This is a genomic window from Pseudomonas sp. SG20052 (genome assembly GCF_031766055.1).
Taxonomy (GTDB): domain Bacteria; phylum Pseudomonadota; class Gammaproteobacteria; order Pseudomonadales; family Pseudomonadaceae; genus Aquipseudomonas; species Aquipseudomonas mandelii.
Genome location: NZ_CP134498.1, coordinates 6,642,177 through 6,661,509 on the forward strand (window position 1 = coordinate 6,642,177; position 19,333 = coordinate 6,661,509).

The 19,333-nt window shown below is 56.1% G+C and carries 13 protein-coding genes; 3 read left to right on the forward strand and 10 right to left on the reverse strand.

Annotation, left to right across the window (positions count from 1 at the left end):
- Positions 1-20: 20 nt before the first annotated feature.
- Positions 21-1,421, forward strand: a complete 1,401-nt coding sequence (locus RHP74_RS30575; protein ID WP_077748573.1) for an aminoacyl-tRNA deacylase and HDOD domain-containing protein — start codon at positions 21-23, stop codon at positions 1,419-1,421.
- 96 nt (positions 1,422-1,517) lie between these two features.
- Here the strand turns inward: RHP74_RS30575 and RHP74_RS30580 are convergent, their stop codons facing one another.
- The 3 genes from RHP74_RS30580 to RHP74_RS30590 form a co-directional block, all read right to left on the reverse strand.
- On the reverse strand, positions 1,518-2,882 hold the full coding sequence (locus tag RHP74_RS30580) for a hypothetical protein (protein ID WP_304816990.1): 1,365 nt from the start codon (positions 2,880-2,882) through the stop codon (positions 1,518-1,520).
- Between the two features lie 262 nt (positions 2,883-3,144).
- The gene (locus RHP74_RS30585; RefSeq protein WP_311096899.1) at positions 3,145-4,497 is read right to left on the reverse strand and encodes a delta-60 repeat domain-containing protein; all 1,353 of its coding nucleotides are present in this window, start codon (positions 4,495-4,497) and stop codon (positions 3,145-3,147) included.
- A gap of 150 nt (positions 4,498-4,647) precedes the next feature.
- A complete protein-coding gene (locus RHP74_RS30590) occupies positions 4,648-5,034 on the reverse strand; it encodes a hypothetical protein (RefSeq protein WP_010465245.1) in 387 nt (128 codons plus the stop codon).
- Positions 5,035-5,536: 502 nt separating this feature from the next.
- On the opposite strand from RHP74_RS30590, the gene RHP74_RS30595 reads away from it, so the two are divergent.
- Positions 5,537-5,920, forward strand: a complete 384-nt coding sequence (locus RHP74_RS30595; RefSeq protein WP_311096901.1) for a DUF6124 family protein — start codon at positions 5,537-5,539, stop codon at positions 5,918-5,920.
- 172 nt (positions 5,921-6,092) lie between these two features.
- Positions 6,093-7,112 (forward strand): lysozyme inhibitor LprI family protein, encoded by a 1,020-nt coding sequence (locus RHP74_RS30600; RefSeq protein ID WP_304816994.1) that lies wholly within the window; start codon positions 6,093-6,095, stop codon positions 7,110-7,112.
- A gap of 50 nt (positions 7,113-7,162) precedes the next feature.
- On the opposite strand, the gene RHP74_RS30605 is transcribed toward RHP74_RS30600, so the two are convergent.
- Genes RHP74_RS30605 through tssM form a run of 7 tightly spaced genes read right to left on the reverse strand, consistent with a single transcriptional unit; the run spans position 7,163 to position 19,320 of the window.
- Positions 7,163-7,906: a hypothetical protein gene (locus RHP74_RS30605; RefSeq protein ID WP_311096903.1), complete on the reverse strand. Its 744-nt coding sequence runs from the start codon at positions 7,904-7,906 to the stop codon at positions 7,163-7,165.
- 2 nt (positions 7,907-7,908) lie between these two features.
- Complete coding sequence (locus RHP74_RS30610; protein ID WP_311096906.1) at positions 7,909-10,950, reverse strand: hypothetical protein; 3,042 nt, start codon at positions 10,948-10,950, stop codon at positions 7,909-7,911.
- Positions 10,947-11,978, reverse strand: coding sequence for a sel1 repeat family protein (locus RHP74_RS30615; protein ID WP_311096908.1), 1,032 nt, complete (start codon positions 11,976-11,978; stop codon positions 10,947-10,949). Before RHP74_RS30615 ends, RHP74_RS30610 begins: the two co-directional genes overlap by 4 nt.
- A gap of 11 nt (positions 11,979-11,989) precedes the next feature.
- Positions 11,990-14,026 carry a type VI secretion system tip protein VgrG gene (locus RHP74_RS30620; protein WP_311096910.1) on the reverse strand — a complete coding sequence of 679 codons (2,037 nt, stop codon included), beginning with the start codon at positions 14,024-14,026 and terminating at the stop codon, positions 11,990-11,992.
- 28 nt (positions 14,027-14,054) lie between these two features.
- Positions 14,055-15,056 carry a serine/threonine-protein kinase gene (locus RHP74_RS30625; RefSeq protein ID WP_311096912.1) on the reverse strand — a complete coding sequence of 334 codons (1,002 nt, stop codon included), beginning with the start codon at positions 15,054-15,056 and terminating at the stop codon, positions 14,055-14,057.
- The gene (locus tag RHP74_RS30630; protein WP_311096914.1) at positions 15,053-15,781 is read right to left on the reverse strand and encodes a serine/threonine-protein phosphatase; all 729 of its coding nucleotides are present in this window, start codon (positions 15,779-15,781) and stop codon (positions 15,053-15,055) included. The genes RHP74_RS30625 and RHP74_RS30630 overlap by 4 nt, the downstream gene beginning before the upstream one ends.
- Entirely contained in the window at positions 15,781-19,320 is a 3,540-nt protein-coding gene (gene tssM / locus RHP74_RS30635) for a type VI secretion system membrane subunit TssM (protein ID WP_311096916.1), read from the reverse strand. Before tssM ends, RHP74_RS30630 begins: the two co-directional genes overlap by 1 nt.
- Positions 19,321-19,333: the final 13 nt, after the last annotated feature.

Below are 19,333 nucleotides of genomic sequence, written 5' to 3' on the forward strand. Positions count from 1 at the left end.
TTTGAATACGGATACAGACCATGACTGAAGCTGCCCTCGCCCCGGAACCCCTGCACGCTCCGTCTGTTATTCGGTTGCTGCTGGGCAAATTGGGCATTGCCTACGAAGAAGTCCTCGATCATCACGGCCTCAACGCCTCGCGCAAAGTGCAGGCGGTTCTGGTGGACGACGCCGTCGGCGCCTTGATGGTGCTGTTCCCGCAAAGCCAGTTGCTTGACCTCAATCGCCTTGCCGAATTGACCGGTCGCCGCCTCACCGCCGTGCCCACCGAACGCCTGGTGAAAATGCTCGGCAAGCACAACCTGAGCCTGCTGCCTGGCCTGCCGGCGCTGACCAGTTCGCCGTGCCTGTACGAAGAAAGCCTGCTGCGCGAACCGAAGTTGCTGATCAACTCGGGCGAGCCGGGCCTCCTGTTGGAAATCACCAGCGAAGATTTCAAAAGCATGCTGACCAAGGCCAGCGCCGCCAACTTCGGCGAGAACCTGACCAGCATCCGCCCCAACCTCGACCGCCCCGACGATGACCGCGAGGAAATCACCCAGGCCGTCCAGGCGTTTACCGCACGACGCATCCAGCAACGCCTGGAAGCCACCATCGAGATTCCGCCGCTGGCCGAGACCGCGCAGAAAATCATCAAGCTGCGTGTCGACCCCAACGCCACCATCGACGACATCACCGGCGTGGTCGAAACCGACCCGGCGCTGGCCGCCCAAGTCGTCAGCTGGGCCGCGTCGCCGTACTACGCCTCGCCGGGCAAAATTCGTTCAGTGGAAGACGCGATCGTGCGCGTCCTGGGTTTCGACCTGGTGATCAACCTGGCGCTGGGCCTGGCCCTGGGCAAAACCCTGAGCCTGCCCAAAGACCACCCGCAACACACCACGCCGTACTGGCAGCAATCGATCTACACCGCCGCCGTCATCGAAGGCCTGACCCGCGCCATGCCCCGCGCCCAGCGCCCGGAAGCCGGCCTGACCTACCTCGCCGGCCTGCTGCACAACTTCGGCTACCTGCTGCTGGCCCACGTGTTCCCGCCGCACTTCTCGCTGATCTGCCGTCACCTGGAAGTTAACCCGCACCTGTGCCACAGCTACGTCGAGCAACACCTGCTCGGCATCAGCCGCGAACAAATTGGTTCGTGGCTGATGCGCTACTGGGACATGCCCGACGAACTGGCCACTGCGTTGCGCTTCCAGCACGACCCAAGCTACGACGGTGCCTACGCTGAATACCCGAACCTCGTCTGCCTGGCCGTACGCCTGCTGCGCAGCCGCGGCATCGGCTCCGGTCCGGACGAAGACATCCCCGACGCATTGCTGGAACGCGTAGGCCTGACTCGCGACAAAGCCAACGACGTCGTCAGCAAAGTGCTTGAGGCCGAAGTGCTGCTGCGCGAACTCGCTTCGCAATTCAGCCAAGCCTAAAAGCATCGCGGGCAAGCCCACTCCCACAGGATTCACGCAATCCCTGTAGGAGCGAGGCTTGCCCGCGAAGAATCCAACTCGGTCTATCTGAGCTTCTCAAACCAAGTAGCGCGCAACAAACCCGCCAAAACGCTTATGCCACGGGGTGGAGTCGCGCCAGAGGTGGCCACACAGTACGATTCGGCCATCCGCCATGATCGCCATGTCCTGTACGGATTCATAAACATACTCAAGGTCGAAAACGACCCAGCCCCGAAGATTAAACGTCGGATCCAGGGTGCCGTCAGAGAGATACCGCGCAGTCACCCCTACCAATTGCTCCCAAACAGAGCCATCACCGCGGTTGCCGGCGACTACAATCGCTCCGTTTGCCTGCCAGGAACATCGATTCCAAGCCAGACCTTCAGGCAGCATGTCCGAATATAACGGCATTCCCCTGTTAAAGACCCGATTGAAAGATCCGCTGGAGTTCAGGACGACGATCATCCCGTATCGCAAACTGCCACGCCGCACATCACCAACCGCAACGATCCCCCCATCACTTTCTCTAACAGAGATTGCATTCATAAAAAACAATCGATAAGCGGGATCAGAAATGGTTACCGGAACACCTTCATTAAAGCTGGCATCCACCTGACCCTCGGCGTCGAACCGCATGACATACCCGCCTCTGGAGTTATCCGAATCATTGGCGTAGTAACCAGAGACCAATACTTTTCCATCTACCTGCACGGCAATAGCGTCGACCTGATTCCGATTATGCGCCACGCCTGGAAGCTCAACGATTGCGGAGCCAACACCATTAAAAGTTTTATCGGTAGTGCCGTCTGAATTAAGTCTTAGTACAAGCCCTTTCGAAATACCGGGGCCAGGCGAAATGCTAGCAGCAAAGAAGATTTTACCGTTTGACTGTGCAACTGCGGAGTAGCCGGAATTGCCCGCCCGCTGAGGTTCCACTTCGGCCCCCTTCTCGCCATCCCGATGCAAAATATCCGCCTTCACCCTCAACTGCTCGGGATTGCCAATTTCGTTGTAAGGAATGAAACGCCCACCACGAGCACCGAACGACTCTTCCAGAGTGCCATCCTGGCGCTGCCGTACAAACGCCAATCCGTCAGAATTTTTTGAGGTGTATTGGCCGTAAGTCACCCATCCCCCATCAGATAAAGGAATGAGCCCGAATATGGGATACACATAGGTATCCTCGAAGATCACGCGCACCACGCCGTTTTGTTCAACGCCAAATGTAGTGTCAAGCGCTCCATTCTCATTTAGACGCGCTACTGTAAACGAGCGCTCTCCCACGTATGGTTCGACGGCAATAAGCAACTTGCCCTCAGGTAGTGCGAGAATGGCCGACGAAATGGCCCCGGTAGTGCCAATCGGCACAGTTATTGAACCTTGATCACCAAACTCCGGGTCTAGACTCCCCGCGCTTTTCTTTACTTGTCGCTGATTCATGATTTTGCCCTACCAATATTTGAGTGAAGGTCCTTAATGGACTTCTCACATCAGTAGAGCAGTCAGTGGCACCCTCAAACACCTGTCATAAATAACAGTATTGCTGTCTTTGAGAGACACTCTTATGACGCACGGAGCCAATGTTTCGCAATTCAGCCAAGCCTAAAAGCATCGCGGGCAAGCCCACTCCCACAGGATTCACGCAATCCCTGTAGGAGCGAGGCTTGCCCGCGAAGAATCCAACTCGGTCTATCTGAGTGAATCAAGCCAGATAGCGCAACATCCATCCGCCCTTAAAGCTCGGCAAAGGTTCACCGTCTCCCCACAAGCTTCCGCAAATAACAATGCGTCCATCAGCCATTAATGCCATGTCCAATGCGTGCTCAAACCCTTTCTCACCGTCAAAAACAGCAAAGCCTTTACCGGCATTGAATGTCATGTCCAATGAGCCGTCAGAAAGATAACGCGCCGTCACCACTGCCATCTCCTCAGAGACGAAGCCTTGCCCGGTGCTTCCGGTGACACTGATTGATCCATTGGCGTGCAACGCACAGCGCACCCAATCCTGCCCCTGCGGCACCAACTCAGAAAAAAGGGCCCGTCCGTTGTTAAAAGGAAGATTGTAGGACCCACTCTTGTTTAAAACGACGATCACCCCGTTTTGAACGTCCTTCCCTCGCGAATTCCCCACCGCAACAATCCTGCCGTCACTTTCTCTAACCGTGATGGCGCTCAACATCATCCAGCGAGGACTCGGAATGGTCACCGCAAGGCCGCCATTAAACGTGCGGTCTACTTGTCCCAGTGAGTTGAAGCAAGTTACGAAGGCTCCCATGGATTCGTCCTGTTTCACGTACATGCCAGTCACCAATATCTGGCCGTCCGCCTGAACCGCAACACCTTCGGCACCGCTCCATTCATGCTCGACACCTGGGAGTTCGACAATCGCGAAGCCAGTCCCGGCAAACGTCAGATCGGGCGAGCCGTCTGAATTACGCCGCAGCACAATTCCCTTCGGTTTTCCGGAAGTGTTGATAACGGAACTGACCAGCACGATCTTGCCATCCGACTGCTCAACCACGGAGACTCCGCTGTTGCCAGAGACCCGGGAGCGTCCTGCCGACGTCTTTTCGCCATGGCAGCCAGCAACCTCCAGCGTCACCCCGCTGTCCTGGGGACTACCCAAATCATCATAAGGAATGAAGAGTTTTCCATCGCCATTCAAGGACGTATCCAGTCGGCCATCCTGAAACTGCCGCACGATGAGCAAACCGCCACCGCTGAACGATATGTATTGGCCAACGATCAGCCACCCACCATTAGCCAGAGGCGTGAGCCCGAATACATAGATGTCACTATCTTCGAAAGGCACTTCAACAAAGCCACGCTGCGCAGAGCCAAATGAGCGATCCAGCGTCCCGTCTTCATTCAGCCGCGCAACTATGACCGGAACGTTGAACGCTGTAGGCCTCATGGCAACAAGCGTTTTGTTGTCATCCAATGGGAGAACCGCATCGGGGAATCCGTACACTTCAGAGAGCGGAAAGTCCAAAACACCAGAACCGTTAAATGTCGGATCGAGGCTTCCTGAGTTGGCTGGTTTCAGCTGGATCATGATCTTGCTCCATCAAGGTGAGTGGAATCCGCTATGGACCTCCCTCCCCGAGTAGAGCATTCACAGTCACCCTATCGCGCCTGTAAAAACTGACAGTTCTATTGTCCTCGTGAGCCTAACTGATGACAGCGCGAGCCAGCACTGGATTTATCAACGAACAGCAGCAGGCTTCTTCTTCGGCTTCAAATACTTGGTCAACCCCTGAAACCAGATCACCAACGCCGGATTGCCCTTGATCTGAATCGACTTGTCCTGAATCCCCGTCATAAACGCCAACTGCTTGTTCTTCGCCTGCATCGTGGCAAAGCCATACGCCGCGTCTTTAAAGGCAATCGCAAACGCCGGCTCGGCATACATGCCCGACTTGCTGGTAATGCGCTGATCCTTCACAAAGAAATGCCGCGCCACTTTCCCGTCCAGGGTCTGTAGCTGGAACACCAATTCCTTGTCACCCAACTGCTGCTGAAACGCAGGATTAGTCCGACTGGCCTTACCCATCAACAAACCCAGCATCCACAGAAGAAAACGAAATTTCATGCGCACAGCCTCAAGAGAAAAGTGAACGGCCGGCGCAGTGTAGCGGCTTCAAGCGAGAACGCCACTGTTGTGCAGCGATAGAAGAAGATGCCGTGCTTTTTGACGCTGATGACTACCAAGTCATTGAGGAAACGAGAGTGTTTAAAAGCGTGAAGATTTTGATCTTTCTACGCTCGACTCCATCGGATATTTCCTTCAACACGTGGTGCTGTTCGTGAACTAGGCAGCCTTTGGCTTCGCCGATAGTCTTTGTTCGTTACCGCAAAATCGGTGACACGGACGTGCAAGTCCGGTACATATCGCCGCACGGTCGCCAAACCGAACATCAAGCGTCTTTCTGCTCGATGTAAATGCTTCATGGCGGCTGTGCGTGGGAGGTCCCTTTGGGGTCTGCCGGGGTCCGATATGCCCGGTCTTGCACACCTGCGCACGGCTGCCACCCTTATTCGAATGCAAGCGAAGAGGAGACAGCTACATCTAAAACACATATCGGAAATTATTAATGATCAAGCCAACACCGAATCCACCAGCAAACGAAGCCACCTCCCCCTACGAATCCCTCGATTCGAAGAAACTCCACGAAGCCGCCGAACGCGCGCTGAACCACCATTTCGCCCCACCACCCGGCGATAAACCCAAGCCTCGTAAAGGCAACCTCTTCGCCGTTTCCCCCGACATCGACACCGAAGCCCTCCTGGCCAACGCCTCGGAAGACCTGCTGTCCATCAGCGCCATCGCCGCCAACCTGGCCGACGACGTGGACGGAGCACGTCGCTCCTTTGCTTTGGCGCTTAGCAGATTGGCGGATGGGGTCCGGTTGTTGGTGGAGCGAGCGCTGGATCACATTGATTCGCCGAATCCGGCGGAGCATCGGGCGAAGGTGTAGCAAAAATATGAAGGGGACTTTACGTCCCCTTCTTCATTCAAATGCATCAATAATATTTGTACTCCGAGATGAAGTGTTGATACTACCGATCACTTCCAAAGGTACAAAACACACTGAAAATCACCATACATCTACGCATACTAGTGCCGCACTTTCAGAATGGACTCTCCAGATGCCCTTTGCCTTACCGCGCTCTACCATTATCCACGCCATGATGCTGGCCAGTATGGCCTTTACCACAGTTGCTGCCGCCAACAGTTTCGACTGCGCCAATGCCGCTACACCTACAGAAAAAGCAATCTGTACTGACCCATACACGCTTGGACTGGATAGTAAATTGGGGCAGGCATGGAAAACGGCAAAGGCGACAGTGAAGGACACGGTGACACTGAAGGCTGATCAACGCGAATGGATTGAACACCGCGACCACTGCGCTACCGACTTTCATTGCTTGCGACACAGTTATTTGACGCGGATTGTAGCGCTCCAACACGCAGGCAAACCTTTCAACTGGAAAGGGACTTGGCGACGTATCCCTGATGGGCGATTCGACAGCGCCGAATGGAAGATAAGCGGGCGCGCGCCAAAATTCGATTTCACAGTAAAAGCGGCTAATAAAATGGGCTCAGGAACGTTGACTGATACGTTCAACCTGGAAGGCTCCCAAGGTATTTATCGCAGCGAAGATTGCACGTTACTGATGACACCAAGCACCGGCCTCCTTTACGTCATCCAAGTGGGTGAATGCCGAGGAACTGACGCATCCTTCGGTGGACGTTATGTCGCATCCGAACAGCCACTAAGTATGAACTATGACCTGCTGTCCCTGGGACTAGTCCGCACGCAAGAAGAAGACGACGCAGCTCGGCAATTGCTTAAGGATGACTATCAAACCATTCTGGATGCCAGTGACTCGTTTTACTACGTAGACGAGTCAGCCGCAGACAACCTGGGGGCTCAAGTCGCCAAAATTCGAGTATTGGGGCTTCCGCCTCCCAACGCTGCACTACTCATGCGTGGGCGCGACGCTCAACTTTGGGTCGCGGTGCTGGTCAGCGATCAGAAGCAGAACTACCGTGTGCGCTACTACACTAACGTGCAGGGCTGGAAAGGACGTTTGCCAGGTCCGATTGAACGCTGGTATGCCGAACAATTCGATTGGCGCAAGGCGCCGCTGGACTACATGCCGTAGGCGCCAAAGGAAAGGGGACGTATTGTCCCCTTTTCCATCTAATGGAAAGGTTACTTTAACAACGCTTTCAAACCCTCATAATCATAGCGTGTAAAAGATTCCTCAATACCTTTTGCCGCCACTTCTAAATACCTAGGAGACTTCAAATCACTAACCTTATAGACAGAAAATATCGTGCCAGAGCTAAACTGATGCCGGATGCTGCCTTGCGTAACAGCAACTGACGGAGATTTGGAAACCAAATCGTCCTTAGATTTATAGGTTCTCACCAAATGGATGTCCTTGTACTGAGCCTCATCCACATTCAAAGCTACCGCTGGAGTCCTGCTCAAAGACTCTATTGAAATTTTTCCAGTATCCTTCTTCCACTCGTCAGAAAACTCGTAGATCGACTCCTCATAATCCTCGACGAGCGGTCTGTTAATATCACAAACAGCTTTGTTGATGAGAACACCGTTTCTGTCATTACGAATATTTGCATAAATACAATCGACAACGACATTGTCTCCTTTCCTGCTCAGCGTAAAGTACGCTTCAAACGGAGTGCTCGATGCCAGGTTCTCAAAGTGCAAAGCTTTAGTGCCATTGAAGTTAACAAAGTCTCTCGTAACTTCTCCTTTATCGCCAATGACACCTTCAACAATTTTGCTTCCGCCTGACCAGCTAACTTTCAGGCTCTGAGTCGTTTCATCTACTTCATAAACATCGCCCGCAGGGACTGTGGCTTTTTCAGCAGCAGACACGGTAAACGAGAGGCCGATGAACAACAACGTAAACAGGTTTTTCTTTTTCATTATTATCGAGTCTCCGGCGCTACGGATGTAGCTCTCAAAATTGCTTCAAATTTAGTGGCATAACTCGCGATCAGAACCTTCTGATCAGAACCGTTGATAACTTTACGAGCGCCTTGATAATCCTTGGTGGTGTTATTTACATAGGCGCCCAATTTTTGATTGGTAAAAATGCCCTCTTTCATGCCCCAAATCATAATAGGAACTGAATTTTTAAACCCAGCGGCCTCTTCAGGACTTCCAACAAAATCTATCCCGAAATAATCTTTGGCTTTTTGATAGTTGTTTTTCCATGTCAAGTGCACCAAGCCACGCCCGCGGTATTTAAAACCATCACCTTGGACGGTGTTTCCGTTACCTATCGCTCTTTCCCTATGCGCAGCACTAGCTGCAAGAACAGGATCATACTTGTCGAAATAACTAACCGAACCGATCTCCGGGGCAGCACTAAAATATTCGGCGATAGTGTAATTATATGCCTCATGCCTAGCCGTTGCGAACATATATGACAATTCATATATCGTCAGCATTTCTCTATTTTTATCAACGTATATATTTATATTTTTTATAATTTCCCTGAGATTGTCTTTCGATTTTGCTGAAAGTGCGGGAGATTCAGCTTGGAAAGACGCGTGCTGTTCGGCATACATTGCAACGAATCGCTCTACATCGATGTATACGGATTGACTCATGAAATTATCAATCAACGCTATCGGATGAAAATGCCAAATCAAGCTAGAGCTGATAGCCGACTTTCCCGTGAGCTCATCCCAAAAAACATACTTGCTAATGCGCTCTTTTTCATGCCTCAACGTCTTCGGGGAGGTATCCAATAACTGATCTAGCTTACTCCACTTTGCAGAGTCCGCTTTGTCCTTCCATTCGGTCGGATGATGAGCGATCAGCTTCGACCACCGTGAACGCGTTTCAGCATTTTTTAACGCATTCGCGAGCTCAGCTGAATCGACTTGACCATCATAGTTTGTGTCAATTTTGGCGAACAAATCTTTGAAGAACTGCGGCATATCTTCGGGATCAAGGAAACCATCCGCGGTAGCGTTTGTTTCTTCAACAATCTGGAACCCCAGTTTTTCCCAGTCGTGCTGCGTGATGATTTTTGCGCCCGCTTTTTTTACCAGTCCGCTGACCGGTTGACCGTCGTCAGTGACGCTAACGTTGTACCAGTCTTCCGTGCCGACCTTGATCACCGGGGCCTTGACGAGGTCGACTGTGTGGTCAAGTTTGAGCGGTGTCGTGCCGGTTGCTGGGGCTACTTTCTTAAGCTCCGTTCCGGTCGGCAATTGAAGGTACTGCTTACCTGTTTTAAGGCCAGCGAGGTTTTTGAGGAAATCTATCACTTCCGCCTCGGCGGTGAATATTTCGACGTGAACCTGAAATTTACTGTCCGACGTGCCTTGCTCGCTGGTGAGATTTTCCGTCTGCCCCAAGTAGCCGATCGGGTCACCCGCCTTGATGCCGGTGCTGGTGGCAACAACACTATCGAATTCGCTGGGCGCGACGGTCTCCCAACTCACGTATTTATTCGGCAGTACGTTCTCCACACAGGCCCAGAACGTCGGCGGCACAACACCATTCCCCCAAAGCGCACCACTCATTAATGTGCAAGCGGCCATGCGCAGCGTTTGATTGCCGACGGTAAGGTTCAACACCGCTTTACTATCGAACTCGATGACGCTGCCAACGTTCAGTTGCAAAGTCCCTTTGGGACTGCCGGCGGGCTGTCCATTAGTGGGGTTTGTAGGCGCGTCGTATAGCGGCAAGCGCTTCACCAACTTCGCTTTAACCTTGCCTTGCCAATAGTTCGGCCGAAGGCGCTCAGGCAGCAACTGTTCCTTCCAGATTTGAGTATTAGCGGTGTTTTTGTAGGGCTCTCCATTTTTCAGGTAAGCGAACCAGACCGCATCTCCAACGCCACGGGTTTTTGCCGAGCCTTTTTTCACGCTTCCGGAAAGAATTTTACCTTTGGCATAAGTCAGCTCGCCGCTGTCGGCCGTTTCGAGAATTTCCAGTTGAGTGCCATTAACCAGTTTTCCGTCGGCCTGCGAGACGACACCGGGCGTGGGCACTGTCGGATAGGCATTGAAGTCACCGACTTTCATGGTGACTTTCTTTGCGGGCGTTTCTTCAGGAGCTAGCGGGTAACGAGCATGAGGCAACAAGTGCATGTAAAGGCTGTAGAATTTCAGCTTGTTTTGCTTGCCCTTGTTCACTCCTTCTTCCGCGTTCGGCGCCGATTTGTATTCGTGACGCACCAGGCAGAAGGAGTTGGAGTACTTCAGTTTTTTCTCATTGTCGCCGAAAGTCGACTCTAGATAATCTTCGTTAAGACGATAAGCAACGACTTCGCCATCTGCCATGCAGCGAACGGGCTCATTCAGTACACATTGGGGGGCACTTGAATTGGTAATGTGGATGCCGCCATGCCAAAACTTGTTACTGCCCAACAGGTAGTGACCCGAGGTTTCACCTTCAAGTACTTTGTAGATCTCCTCGGCGTCAGTGAACTGCTTCCCGTCAGCCTTTCGGAAGGGGTATTGAAAATTCATCAGGGGGGCAGGTCCCGCTGGGGTAGGAGCCGCCGCTGGCGCCGGTTGCGCACCCGTTCTGTATATAGCTTTCGGACGCAAAAACTTTTCTGGCATCGGCCAGTAACCGCTCTGGTTGCCGTACTTAGCGGATTTCGGACCAGAAGAAGTTTGCGAGCCGAAAAAATTCCCCGCGTTACGTACTGAGTTGATGTCCTCGACTACCCCCGTATGCCCATGAAAGTTGATCCACAGTGCAATATCACCAGGCTCGACATTCGCGAGCGGAACGACGTCAAAATGGGTTACGTCAACATTCAGCTGTCCCGTTGTAAGGTATGGAATTGAATATCCCGCGTCCTTCAGCATTCGGTACAACAGACCTGAACAGTCGATTTCCTTTCGACCGTCGCCGTCGGCATCGGCGTAACCTTTCGCTGGACCGTATTCATATTGGGTATGCGGGTAGTTAGCCCGCTGTTCGAGTAGTCCGGTACTCATCGGATGCTCCCTGCTTTAAGACATTGAATTGAGTTATCTGCGACGACGCCTTGGGCCGCCAAGTGGTCAACACCTCGCGTACCGGACTCAGGATCCGTTTTCTGAACCTCCCGGTAACACGCCATTGCTCGGGGCAGGTCAGCAGGGACGACGGTGCCGGCTTCATACACCTCGCCCAGTTGGCTCAGTGCAGCTACTGAGCCCCGACTCGCGGCATTTTCCAACGTATCCATTGACTGTTGCGGGTTGATACAGACGTGCTTGTCGTCGTACTCACCCTCATCGCAGTAAAAATTTGCAAGTGTTACGCCTGCGTTGGGAATGCTTTTTGAAGCAGCAACCAAAAGATCCAAAATTTTGGCGTTATCCAAGCGTGGAGCTTGTCCAGAAAGACTAATTCCTGCAGCAGACAATGCAGCCTGCGGCGAACCTTGTTGCGCTCCGGCTAAATAGCTATCCAGCGCTGCGGCGTACAAATAAACACCGGATTCGGGCGAAGCATGATTAGCCAATCGGTCAAACCACACACCTTTTTTCAGCTCTCTCTCACCGGGCAATAATTTTTCCGTTCGAGCCACACCATCTAATACATTTTCAAGCGACCAATCTTCGACACGGTTCAGAACCCAGCAGTCGTCATGTTTGAAGACGAAAACTTTCAGAAATCCGCCCACTTGGTCACGGACAATCACTTTGTTAGGTAAATCGATATTTATGTTGAGATTCGATTCAGTGGCATTTTCTGGCACAAGTACGCTCAATTCAGCAGCGTCCAGCGCTTTGAGTTTACGTTTGACTACCTTCGGCTTATCGCCATCGAAAACCACTCGAATCTCTTGAACGGGAGAGGCGATAAAGGCCTTCTGTATCTCAGGCTGGGAGGCGAAAACTTTAACGAACTCTGCAAAGTTGTCGCTCGGACATTGAGCATCAATGGACGACGAGGCAAAGGCACCAGTGTGCATACCTAAGGTCAGCAATGCGATGGAGCACCACTTCACCAGCCTTACGTGTTTGTTTGTTGTCATCACGAATCTCATCACTCAGAAAACACAAAAGAAGCCTTCGGTTTAACCTTCTCAGGCGGCGCATTCCCCAACGCCTGATCCATCAAACTCCCCGCCTTATCCTTATCCGCAGCCCCCGGCAGCACCGGCGGCTTAATCCCAATCCCCGTCCCGCTCCCCGCCGAACCACCCGCATTAATCTTCACCACCGGCCCAACAACCGTCACCCCGCCAGCATCCAGCTTGATAAAGCTCCCTCCCCCCAAAATGGTGAGTTCGCTGCCAGCTTCAATAACAATCTTCGCCCCAGCCTTCAGATGAATCTCTTTCCCGACACTCGTCAGCTGCGCAGTCCCGAGCTTCACGTGCTGGTTCTGCCCAATCGTCAGGTGATCATCCAGCCGCGCTTCAACCTTGCGGTCGGCGATGGTGGTGCGGTGTTCTTCGGCTTTCAGCTCGGTGTAGGTGTTCTTCACCACCGTGTCGTGGCGTTCGTTGCCGACGCGAATCTTCTGGTCGTGCTCAATGTTTTCATCCCAATCCCGCTGGGCATGGATGAAGATCTGCTCCGCGCCCTTCTTGTCCTCAATCCGCAGTTCATTGAACCCACCGCCCCCTGGGGAGCTGAGGGTTTTGAACACGGTGCGGGTTTTGTTCGCCGGCAATTCGTAGGGGACCTGGTTTTCCTTGTGGTACAGGCAACCGGTCACCAGCGGCTGATCGGGGTCGCCTTCAAGGAAGGTGACGAGCACTTCCATGCCGATGCGCGGGATGACGATGGCGCCGTAGCGATCCCCGGCCCAGCTCGAAGACACGCGCATCCAGCAACTGGTTTTGTCGTCGGCCTGGCCTTCGCGGTCCCAGTGGAATTGCACTTTGATGCGGCCGTACTGATCGCAGTGGATCTCTTCGCCCTTGGGCCCGGTGACCATGGCGGTCTGGCTGCCGAGGACGCGGGGTTTCGGGTGTTCCAGCGCGGGGCGGTAGAAGACGTTCCATGGGGTGGCGAGGAAGCGGTTGCGGTAGCCCTGGTGGAAGTCGTCTTTGTTGTCGGTGGTGTCGCTGGTCACGGACTCTTCGAGGACTTGCGGTTGTTTGCCTTCGTGGACGATTTCGGTGAGTAGCCAGAGGTCGTTCCACTCGGTGCGCGGGTGGTCGGACATTTCCAGGAAGTGGCCGCTGATCAGCCTGGTCTGGTCGCCGTGGCCTTCGGCTTGTTGGTAGTCGGCGCGGTGGCGTTCGAGGGCGCGTTGGCTGAGGAATTTGCCGCGCGCGCGGTCGAGGAAGCGGCCGGGGTAGTCGTAATCTTCCAGATCCGGCTCGGTGCTTTCGCCGTCGGGTTTGTAGGCGGCTTCGAGTTGCAGGCGTGGTTTTTCGAAATCGTAGTCGCGGCGCGTGACGCGGCCGGTGCGGGTTTCGAGGCGCAGTTTGAAGCCTTTGATGACGGGCTCGTCGGCGACCATGCCGCTGCCTTGCACATACGCGGTTGGCTGCCCGAGCTTCGGGAACACGGTCTGGTCGTCGCCGAACACCAGTAGATGACCTTTCTCGCTGTGCTGGAAGTGGTAGTGAATGCCTTCCTCTTCGCACAGGCGCTGGACGAAGTGCAGGTCGGTTTCATCGTATTGCACGCAGTAGTCGCGGTCCGGGCACGGCTGGCTGAGCTGGAAGCTGTACGCGTTGCCCTTGATGCCGTGCTCGTCGAGGATCAGCGCGATGATTTTCGGCGCGGACATCTGCTGGTAGATGCGCTGGTTGGTGCGGTGATGCAGGTATTGCAGTTGCGGCACCAGGGAGATTTTGTAGCGGGTCAGGCGCTTGCCGGCATCGCCCTGGGCGACGCGGTAGATCTGGCCATGGATGCCGGAACCCTGTGGATCGAACGCCAGGAACGCCTGTTTGTGCAGGAGTTTTTCCAGGTCCAGATCGGGGTTTTCGCTGACCAGTTCGAGGTCGAAGCGATACGGCTGGCTGATGCCTTCAGTGCCGGTGAACGACAGCACTTGCAGGTCGCCCACGTAGTCTTCAACAGTGAGGCTGAAGTGGGTTTCGTTAGCTGAGTTGAACATTGCTTGCTCCCTGTTCGGTAGTCATCCGTTACGCCCGCAGTCGCAAGCGTTGCAGCAAAGACGAAGTGGCGCCCAGGGCGTCACGCAGTTGGGCGGCGGTGATGGTGCGCTTGGCCGCATCGAAAGCCAGCGCCGTTCGCAGGGCTGGCCAGCAGTGTTTCGGTAGATTCCTTGGAGCGTGCAGCTCGCGTTCGAGGTGGCCGTCGCGGGCTTCGGTCGACGGCAAGCGGCGGAACGGGTGTTTGCCGCCCGCCAGTTCGTAGAGCACGCAGGCCACGCCGTAGACATCTGCACTGGCCGACAGCGGTTGGCCTTCAAGCAGTTCGGGGGCGGCGTAGCCCGGGGTCCAGGCGTTGAAGCGGTCGCGGCTCAGGTGTGGCAAGCCAGGCAGGATGCCCTCTTCAGCCTGGCCGAGGCCGAAGTCGAACAGGCGCACGCCTTCTTCGCTGAGCATCACGTTGCTCGGTTTCATGTCACCGTGTAGCACGCCGCGAGCGTGGGCGTAGGCCAGCGCGTCGAGCAGCGGCAGCGCGATGTCGCGCAGTTCTTTCCACGGCAGGCCCAAGGGGCGCTCGCAGAGCAGTTTGTCCAGGGTCAGCCCACGCATGAGTTCCATGGTGATGAAGGCGCGCTGGCAATCGGTGTCCACTTCAAAGCTGTGCAAGCGCAGCACGTTGTCGTGGCGCAGGCGCCGGATCAGGGCGAACTCGCTGTAGAGCAAGGCGCTGGCGTCCGGCGATTCGGCAAATTCTTCGCTGAGGATTTTCAGCGCGATATAAGGGTCGGGATCGCCGAACTGTTCGCTCAGCAAGTCCCGTGCGCGGTAAACCGCGCCCATGCCGCCGGCACCGAGCAGACGCTCGATGCGGTAACGGCCTGCGAGCACGTCGGGCATTTCGCCGATGCTGGCCTTGGTTGGCGCCAGCGCGGGCTCAGCTTTATGCGACTTGGCGAACGCGAAGTAAGTCAGGTTATTGGCTTCCTCGTCGGTCATCAGCAGGTCGTCGAGCGGCGGCATGAGTTGGGTCATTGTCGGATCACCACGGCAGTCAGGTTGTCCCGGGCCGAGCCACGCAAGGCGCCGTCGAACAGACGCTCCAGCGCAACGTGCGGCGCGGTCAGGCTCAGGGCGCTGCCCAAGGCATCGCTGCTGAGCCCTTGGTACAAACCGTCGCTGCACAACAGAAACGTATCGCCGGGGTAGACCTCGAGTTCGAGCACGTCCAGCGTCAGCACATCAGCCGCCCCGACCGCACGGGTCAGGGCATGGGCCGATGGATGCGCACGGGCGTCCTCGACGCTCATGTTTTGCTCGTCGATCAGTTGCTGTTGCAGCGAATGGTCCTTGGACAGCTGATACAAACGCTGGCCGCGCCACAGGTAGCAACGGCTGTCGCCGGCCCAGATACAGGCCGCTCGATTGCCTTCCACCAGCAGCGCCACCACGGTGCTGCCCATGATGCTGTCATGGCGCCCGGCGGTGACGGTCAACTCCTGACCCAAGCGGCGATTCAACCAGTGCAGGCACTGGCGAATACCTTTGAGTCGTTCGTCGAAGTCGTCCTGCACCGGCAATTCCGCCAGGCTGGCGACGATCAATTGGCTGGCGATGTCGCCACCCTGATGACCGCCCATGCCGTCCGCGACCACCCACAGCCCCTGCTGTGGACAGTCGAGGAAAGCATCTTCGTTGCGCGCCCGAACCTTGCCCGGATCGGTACGCGCAGCGCTGCGCCAGGGACTGGCAACCAGCATCAGAGCTGCACCGGCATACGGAAGGTGCGCAGCACGCCCATGTCGAACGGGTTCGGCGTGCGCTGGCTGCTGAGCAGGTAATTGGCGCGCAGGCCACCCACGTCAGCTTTCAGGACCATCACGTCGCGACCGTTCAGGTACTCGGTCTGCATCAGGTCGAACAGACGGAACAGCGACCACGGGCCGGTGTTCTTCTCGATGCCGATCGGGCGGCCAGCCATTTTGTCGAGGACCAGGCTGGTGCGACCGTCTTCAGCGTCGGTCGGCCATTTGAAGGACACCGGCACGATCGGGCCGTGACGGTATTCGATGGTCTTGTCGCCAAACTTGAACTCGGAACGGCTGACAGCCGGGTCGAGGGTGTACGGCTCCAGTTTGAACTGCACTTGCGGCTCGGCCGGGTTGACCGAGAAGAAGCTCTGGCGGATCACTTGGGCCGCGGCCATCTGGTCGAGGTAGACCTTGGAGATCGGCATGCTGTGACCGTCGATGGAACGCAGACGGTAATTGCCTGGATCGCCACTGACGAACGGACGCATGTAGGTCTCGAAGAAGCGATCGTTGATGCCCTGCGCCTTGAAGAACTCGCGGAAATCGCTGATCGCGACGTCGCTGGTGCTGTGGGCGCTGAACGGGTAACGCTTGTTGATCGCCTTGCCGTAGAAGCTGTACAGCTCGCTCTGATAACGCTGGTTCAGGTACTGGTAGGAATCGTTCAGCACCAGACGCCAGGTGTCTTCGGCCAGCACGTTGAACCACACGCTGACCGGACGCGGCAGACGGTTCGAGGCATTGCGCAAGTTGCTCAGCGCATCACGCTGGCCGCTCATGCGAGTCTTGGCCATTTCGAACGCGGCCTGATCCGGGGAACTGGCACGCGCCAGGCTCGCCAGTTGCAGTTGCAGGTCGTTGAGCGCCGTCAGTGCCGGGGTCAAATCAGCGGCCGGGCCGTTGTTGTCATCCAGCAGACGGTGCAACGGTTCGAAGCGGCGTTGCAGGGATTTCTTCGCGGTATCCGGCAGGTTTTTGATCGCCGCCATCTCCGAAGCCTGGTCCGCTGCGGCAGACGCCAGTTTGCCCAGCTTGCCCAATTTGCCTTTCTGATCGGCCAGTGCTCCAGCGGCTTCAGCCGCTTGCTCAGCCGGTTCGGCTTCTGCCGGGAACCGGGTGTTCTCGCGCACTTCCACCAGCAGTTGCAACACCGGGGAATTGGCCGAAGTCAGGCCCGCCAGTTGCTCGGCGCCCTCGCCCGCATCATTGATCGGTGGCAGGGCAACCTGGCCGACCGCTTCACTCCAGAAGTTGGCGTAGTCGCGGAAGTACAATTGCTCCAGTTCGACCATCAGGCGACGCAAGTCCATGCCGCTGATGCCCGCGCCTTCGCCCAGTACCCAGTTGTCACGCAGGATATCGGTGACCAGCGCGCTGCCCTGAACCGAGAAATACTGCTGATAACCCTGCTGGGTGTAGAACCCCGGGATCACGTAATCGGTGCCGACAAACAGCGAAGCCTGCGGACCGATGTGTTGGCTCAGACGGTATTCCGGCAGGTTGCGGGCCTGCTCGCGCAGCATCCGGTAAACCACGTTGGCCAGCGACTCGCTGCGCAATACCTGACGCGCTTGGGCCACCAGTTGATCGTTCAGCGGGTAGATAAACGGCTGCTTGAGCAGACGCTCGAAGTGCGTGTTCAAACCGTTCTGCACCGCGGTGTTGCCGGCGTAACGCTGGGACCAGTCAGTGGCGACCCAATCCTTGAGCCATGCCGCATCGCGACGATCCTTCATGTTCAGCATCAGGTACGCGCGCAGGCTGTTGAGCAAGCGTTCGCGGTCCTTCATGTTGGCGCGGATCTGCCCTTCCAGCAGCGTCGCAACCTTCGGCAGCAATTGCGCTTCGAGCTCACGCTCGTAGGCGTCCTTGACCACCGGGCTGACCTCTTCACCTTGGTACAGTCCGCCACGCTCGTGGTACGACACGTCACCTTTTTTCGGGAAGACCTGGGTCGCCGCATAGCTGGTGTCGAGGGTCTTGAGCACGGCCATGGAATCATCACGCGCGGTCAGGGCCGAGCGCTGCTGAGTCCAGTTGGTCGCCAGGTTGCGCAGGTTTTCCAGACGCTCGTAGTTGGCGGAGAAACCGCCGGCCCAGAGCATGCCGAACAGCGCCAGTGCCGCCAGTGCGCCCACGTAAAGGGCACGTTGCCCCCAATGGATGCGGCTGCGTTCGCGCTTGTCCAGACCCGCCAGATCGGCCTCGGGGAAAATCACCCGGCTGAGCAAATGGTGAATGAACCGCGAACGGCCACTGCGCAAGGTCGGCAGCATGCCGGCGCTCATGCCCAGACTGGCGCCGATGCCGGCGGTGGTCTGGTCCATCTCTTGGGTCAGGTGCGGAGCGCTGGTCAGGTAGAAACCGCGCAACTGGCTGACACGCTGGTAGCGGTTGCCGGTGAACGCCATGTCGACGAACAGGCACAGGCGCTCGCCGATCTGCCCCAGTTGATGCGGGAAGTCGAGGATGCGGCCACGGCGCTGGGTGTCGCGCTCCTGGTGCATGCGCATGATCACCTGGCTGTTCAGGCGACGCAGCAGCTCTTCGAACTCAGCGCGCAGGACGGCGACGTCGGTGCCGCTCTGCTCTTTGCGGAAGCTGGTGCCGAGCACCTGATCGCTTTCTTCACGGGTCAGTTGATCGAAGAACTCGTCGAAACCGAGCAGCTTGTCCGCCTTGCTCAGCACCAGATAAACCGGCACATCGACATGCAGTTTCTGATGCACGTCTTGCAGACGCGCACGCACCTGGCGAGCCAGGGTGTCGAGGTCCTGCTCGGTGTTGCCCAGCAGCAATTCAACCGGGATGGTCACCAGCACGCCGTTCAACGGACGGTTGCGGCGACGCTTGCGCAGCAGGTCGAGCAAGGTGCTCCAGGCACTGCCATCGACTTCGGCATCCGGCTGGGTCAGGTAACGCCCGGCGGTGTCGATCAGCACACCGTGGTCGGCAAAGTACCAGTCGCAATGACGGGTGCCGAGGGTGTCGCGGGTCAGCTTGCGGTCGATCTTGTTGATCGGAAACTCAAGGCCCGAGAAGTCCAGCAGGCTGGTCTTGCCACTGCCCTGCGGGCCGATCAGCAAGTACCACGGCAAGTCACTGCGCCAGCGTTCGCTGCGACCGCGATACAGGCTCGAGGTCTTCAGGGTTTTCAACGCATCCTTGAAGCGCACGCGAAGTTCTTTCTGCTCTTCGTCGATCAGCTCTTCACGGCGGATACGATCCTGGCCGTCTTCGGTGTCTTCGATAGCCTTTTTGCGTACGCCAGCGCGCCAGCTGACGAAGACCATGGTCAGGCCCCAGATCAGGAACAGCACACTGATGGTCAGCAGGCGGGAGGTCGAACCTTCCCAGAACTTGTAGTCATCAACGGCCAGCAGCGGCCCGACAAACCACACCAGCAGCGCGACAAACAGCACCACCAGCAAGGTCCAGACCCAGGTCTTGCGCAAGAATGCGCCGACTTTCTTGAAAAACTTTTTCATCACACGTCCCTGT

What these genes read in the sequence shown, in the direction of transcription:
- RHP74_RS30590 (WP_010465245.1), bottom strand. Translation starts at nt 5,034, where the DNA reads ATGAAATTTCGTTTTCTTCTGTGGATGCTGGGTTTGTTGATGGGTAAG.
- RHP74_RS30610 (WP_311096906.1), bottom strand. Translation starts at nt 10,950, where the DNA reads ATGAGTACCGGACTACTCGAACAGCGGGCTAACTACCCGCATACCCAA.
- RHP74_RS30630 (WP_311096914.1), bottom strand. Translation starts at nt 15,781, where the DNA reads ATGCTGGTTGCCAGTCCCTGGCGCAGCGCTGCGCGTACCGATCCGGGC.
- RHP74_RS30585 (WP_311096899.1), bottom strand. Translation starts at nt 4,497, where the DNA reads ATGATCCAGCTGAAACCAGCCAACTCAGGAAGCCTCGATCCGACATTT.
- tssM (WP_311096916.1), bottom strand. Translation starts at nt 19,320, where the DNA reads ATGAAAAAGTTTTTCAAGAAAGTCGGCGCATTCTTGCGCAAGACCTGG.
- RHP74_RS30625 (WP_311096912.1), bottom strand. Translation starts at nt 15,056, where the DNA reads ATGACCCAACTCATGCCGCCGCTCGACGACCTGCTGATGACCGACGAG.
- RHP74_RS30620 (WP_311096910.1), bottom strand. Translation starts at nt 14,026, where the DNA reads ATGTTCAACTCAGCTAACGAAACCCACTTCAGCCTCACTGTTGAAGAC.
- RHP74_RS30595 (WP_311096901.1), top strand. Translation starts at nt 5,537, where the DNA reads ATGATCAAGCCAACACCGAATCCACCAGCAAACGAAGCCACCTCCCCC.
- RHP74_RS30575 (WP_077748573.1), top strand. Translation starts at nt 21, where the DNA reads ATGACTGAAGCTGCCCTCGCCCCGGAACCCCTGCACGCTCCGTCTGTT.
- RHP74_RS30605 (WP_311096903.1), bottom strand. Translation starts at nt 7,906, where the DNA reads ATGAAAAAGAAAAACCTGTTTACGTTGTTGTTCATCGGCCTCTCGTTT.
- RHP74_RS30580 (WP_304816990.1), bottom strand. Translation starts at nt 2,882, where the DNA reads ATGAATCAGCGACAAGTAAAGAAAAGCGCGGGGAGTCTAGACCCGGAG.
- RHP74_RS30600 (WP_304816994.1), top strand. Translation starts at nt 6,093, where the DNA reads ATGCCCTTTGCCTTACCGCGCTCTACCATTATCCACGCCATGATGCTG.
- RHP74_RS30615 (WP_311096908.1), bottom strand. Translation starts at nt 11,978, where the DNA reads ATGACAACAAACAAACACGTAAGGCTGGTGAAGTGGTGCTCCATCGCA.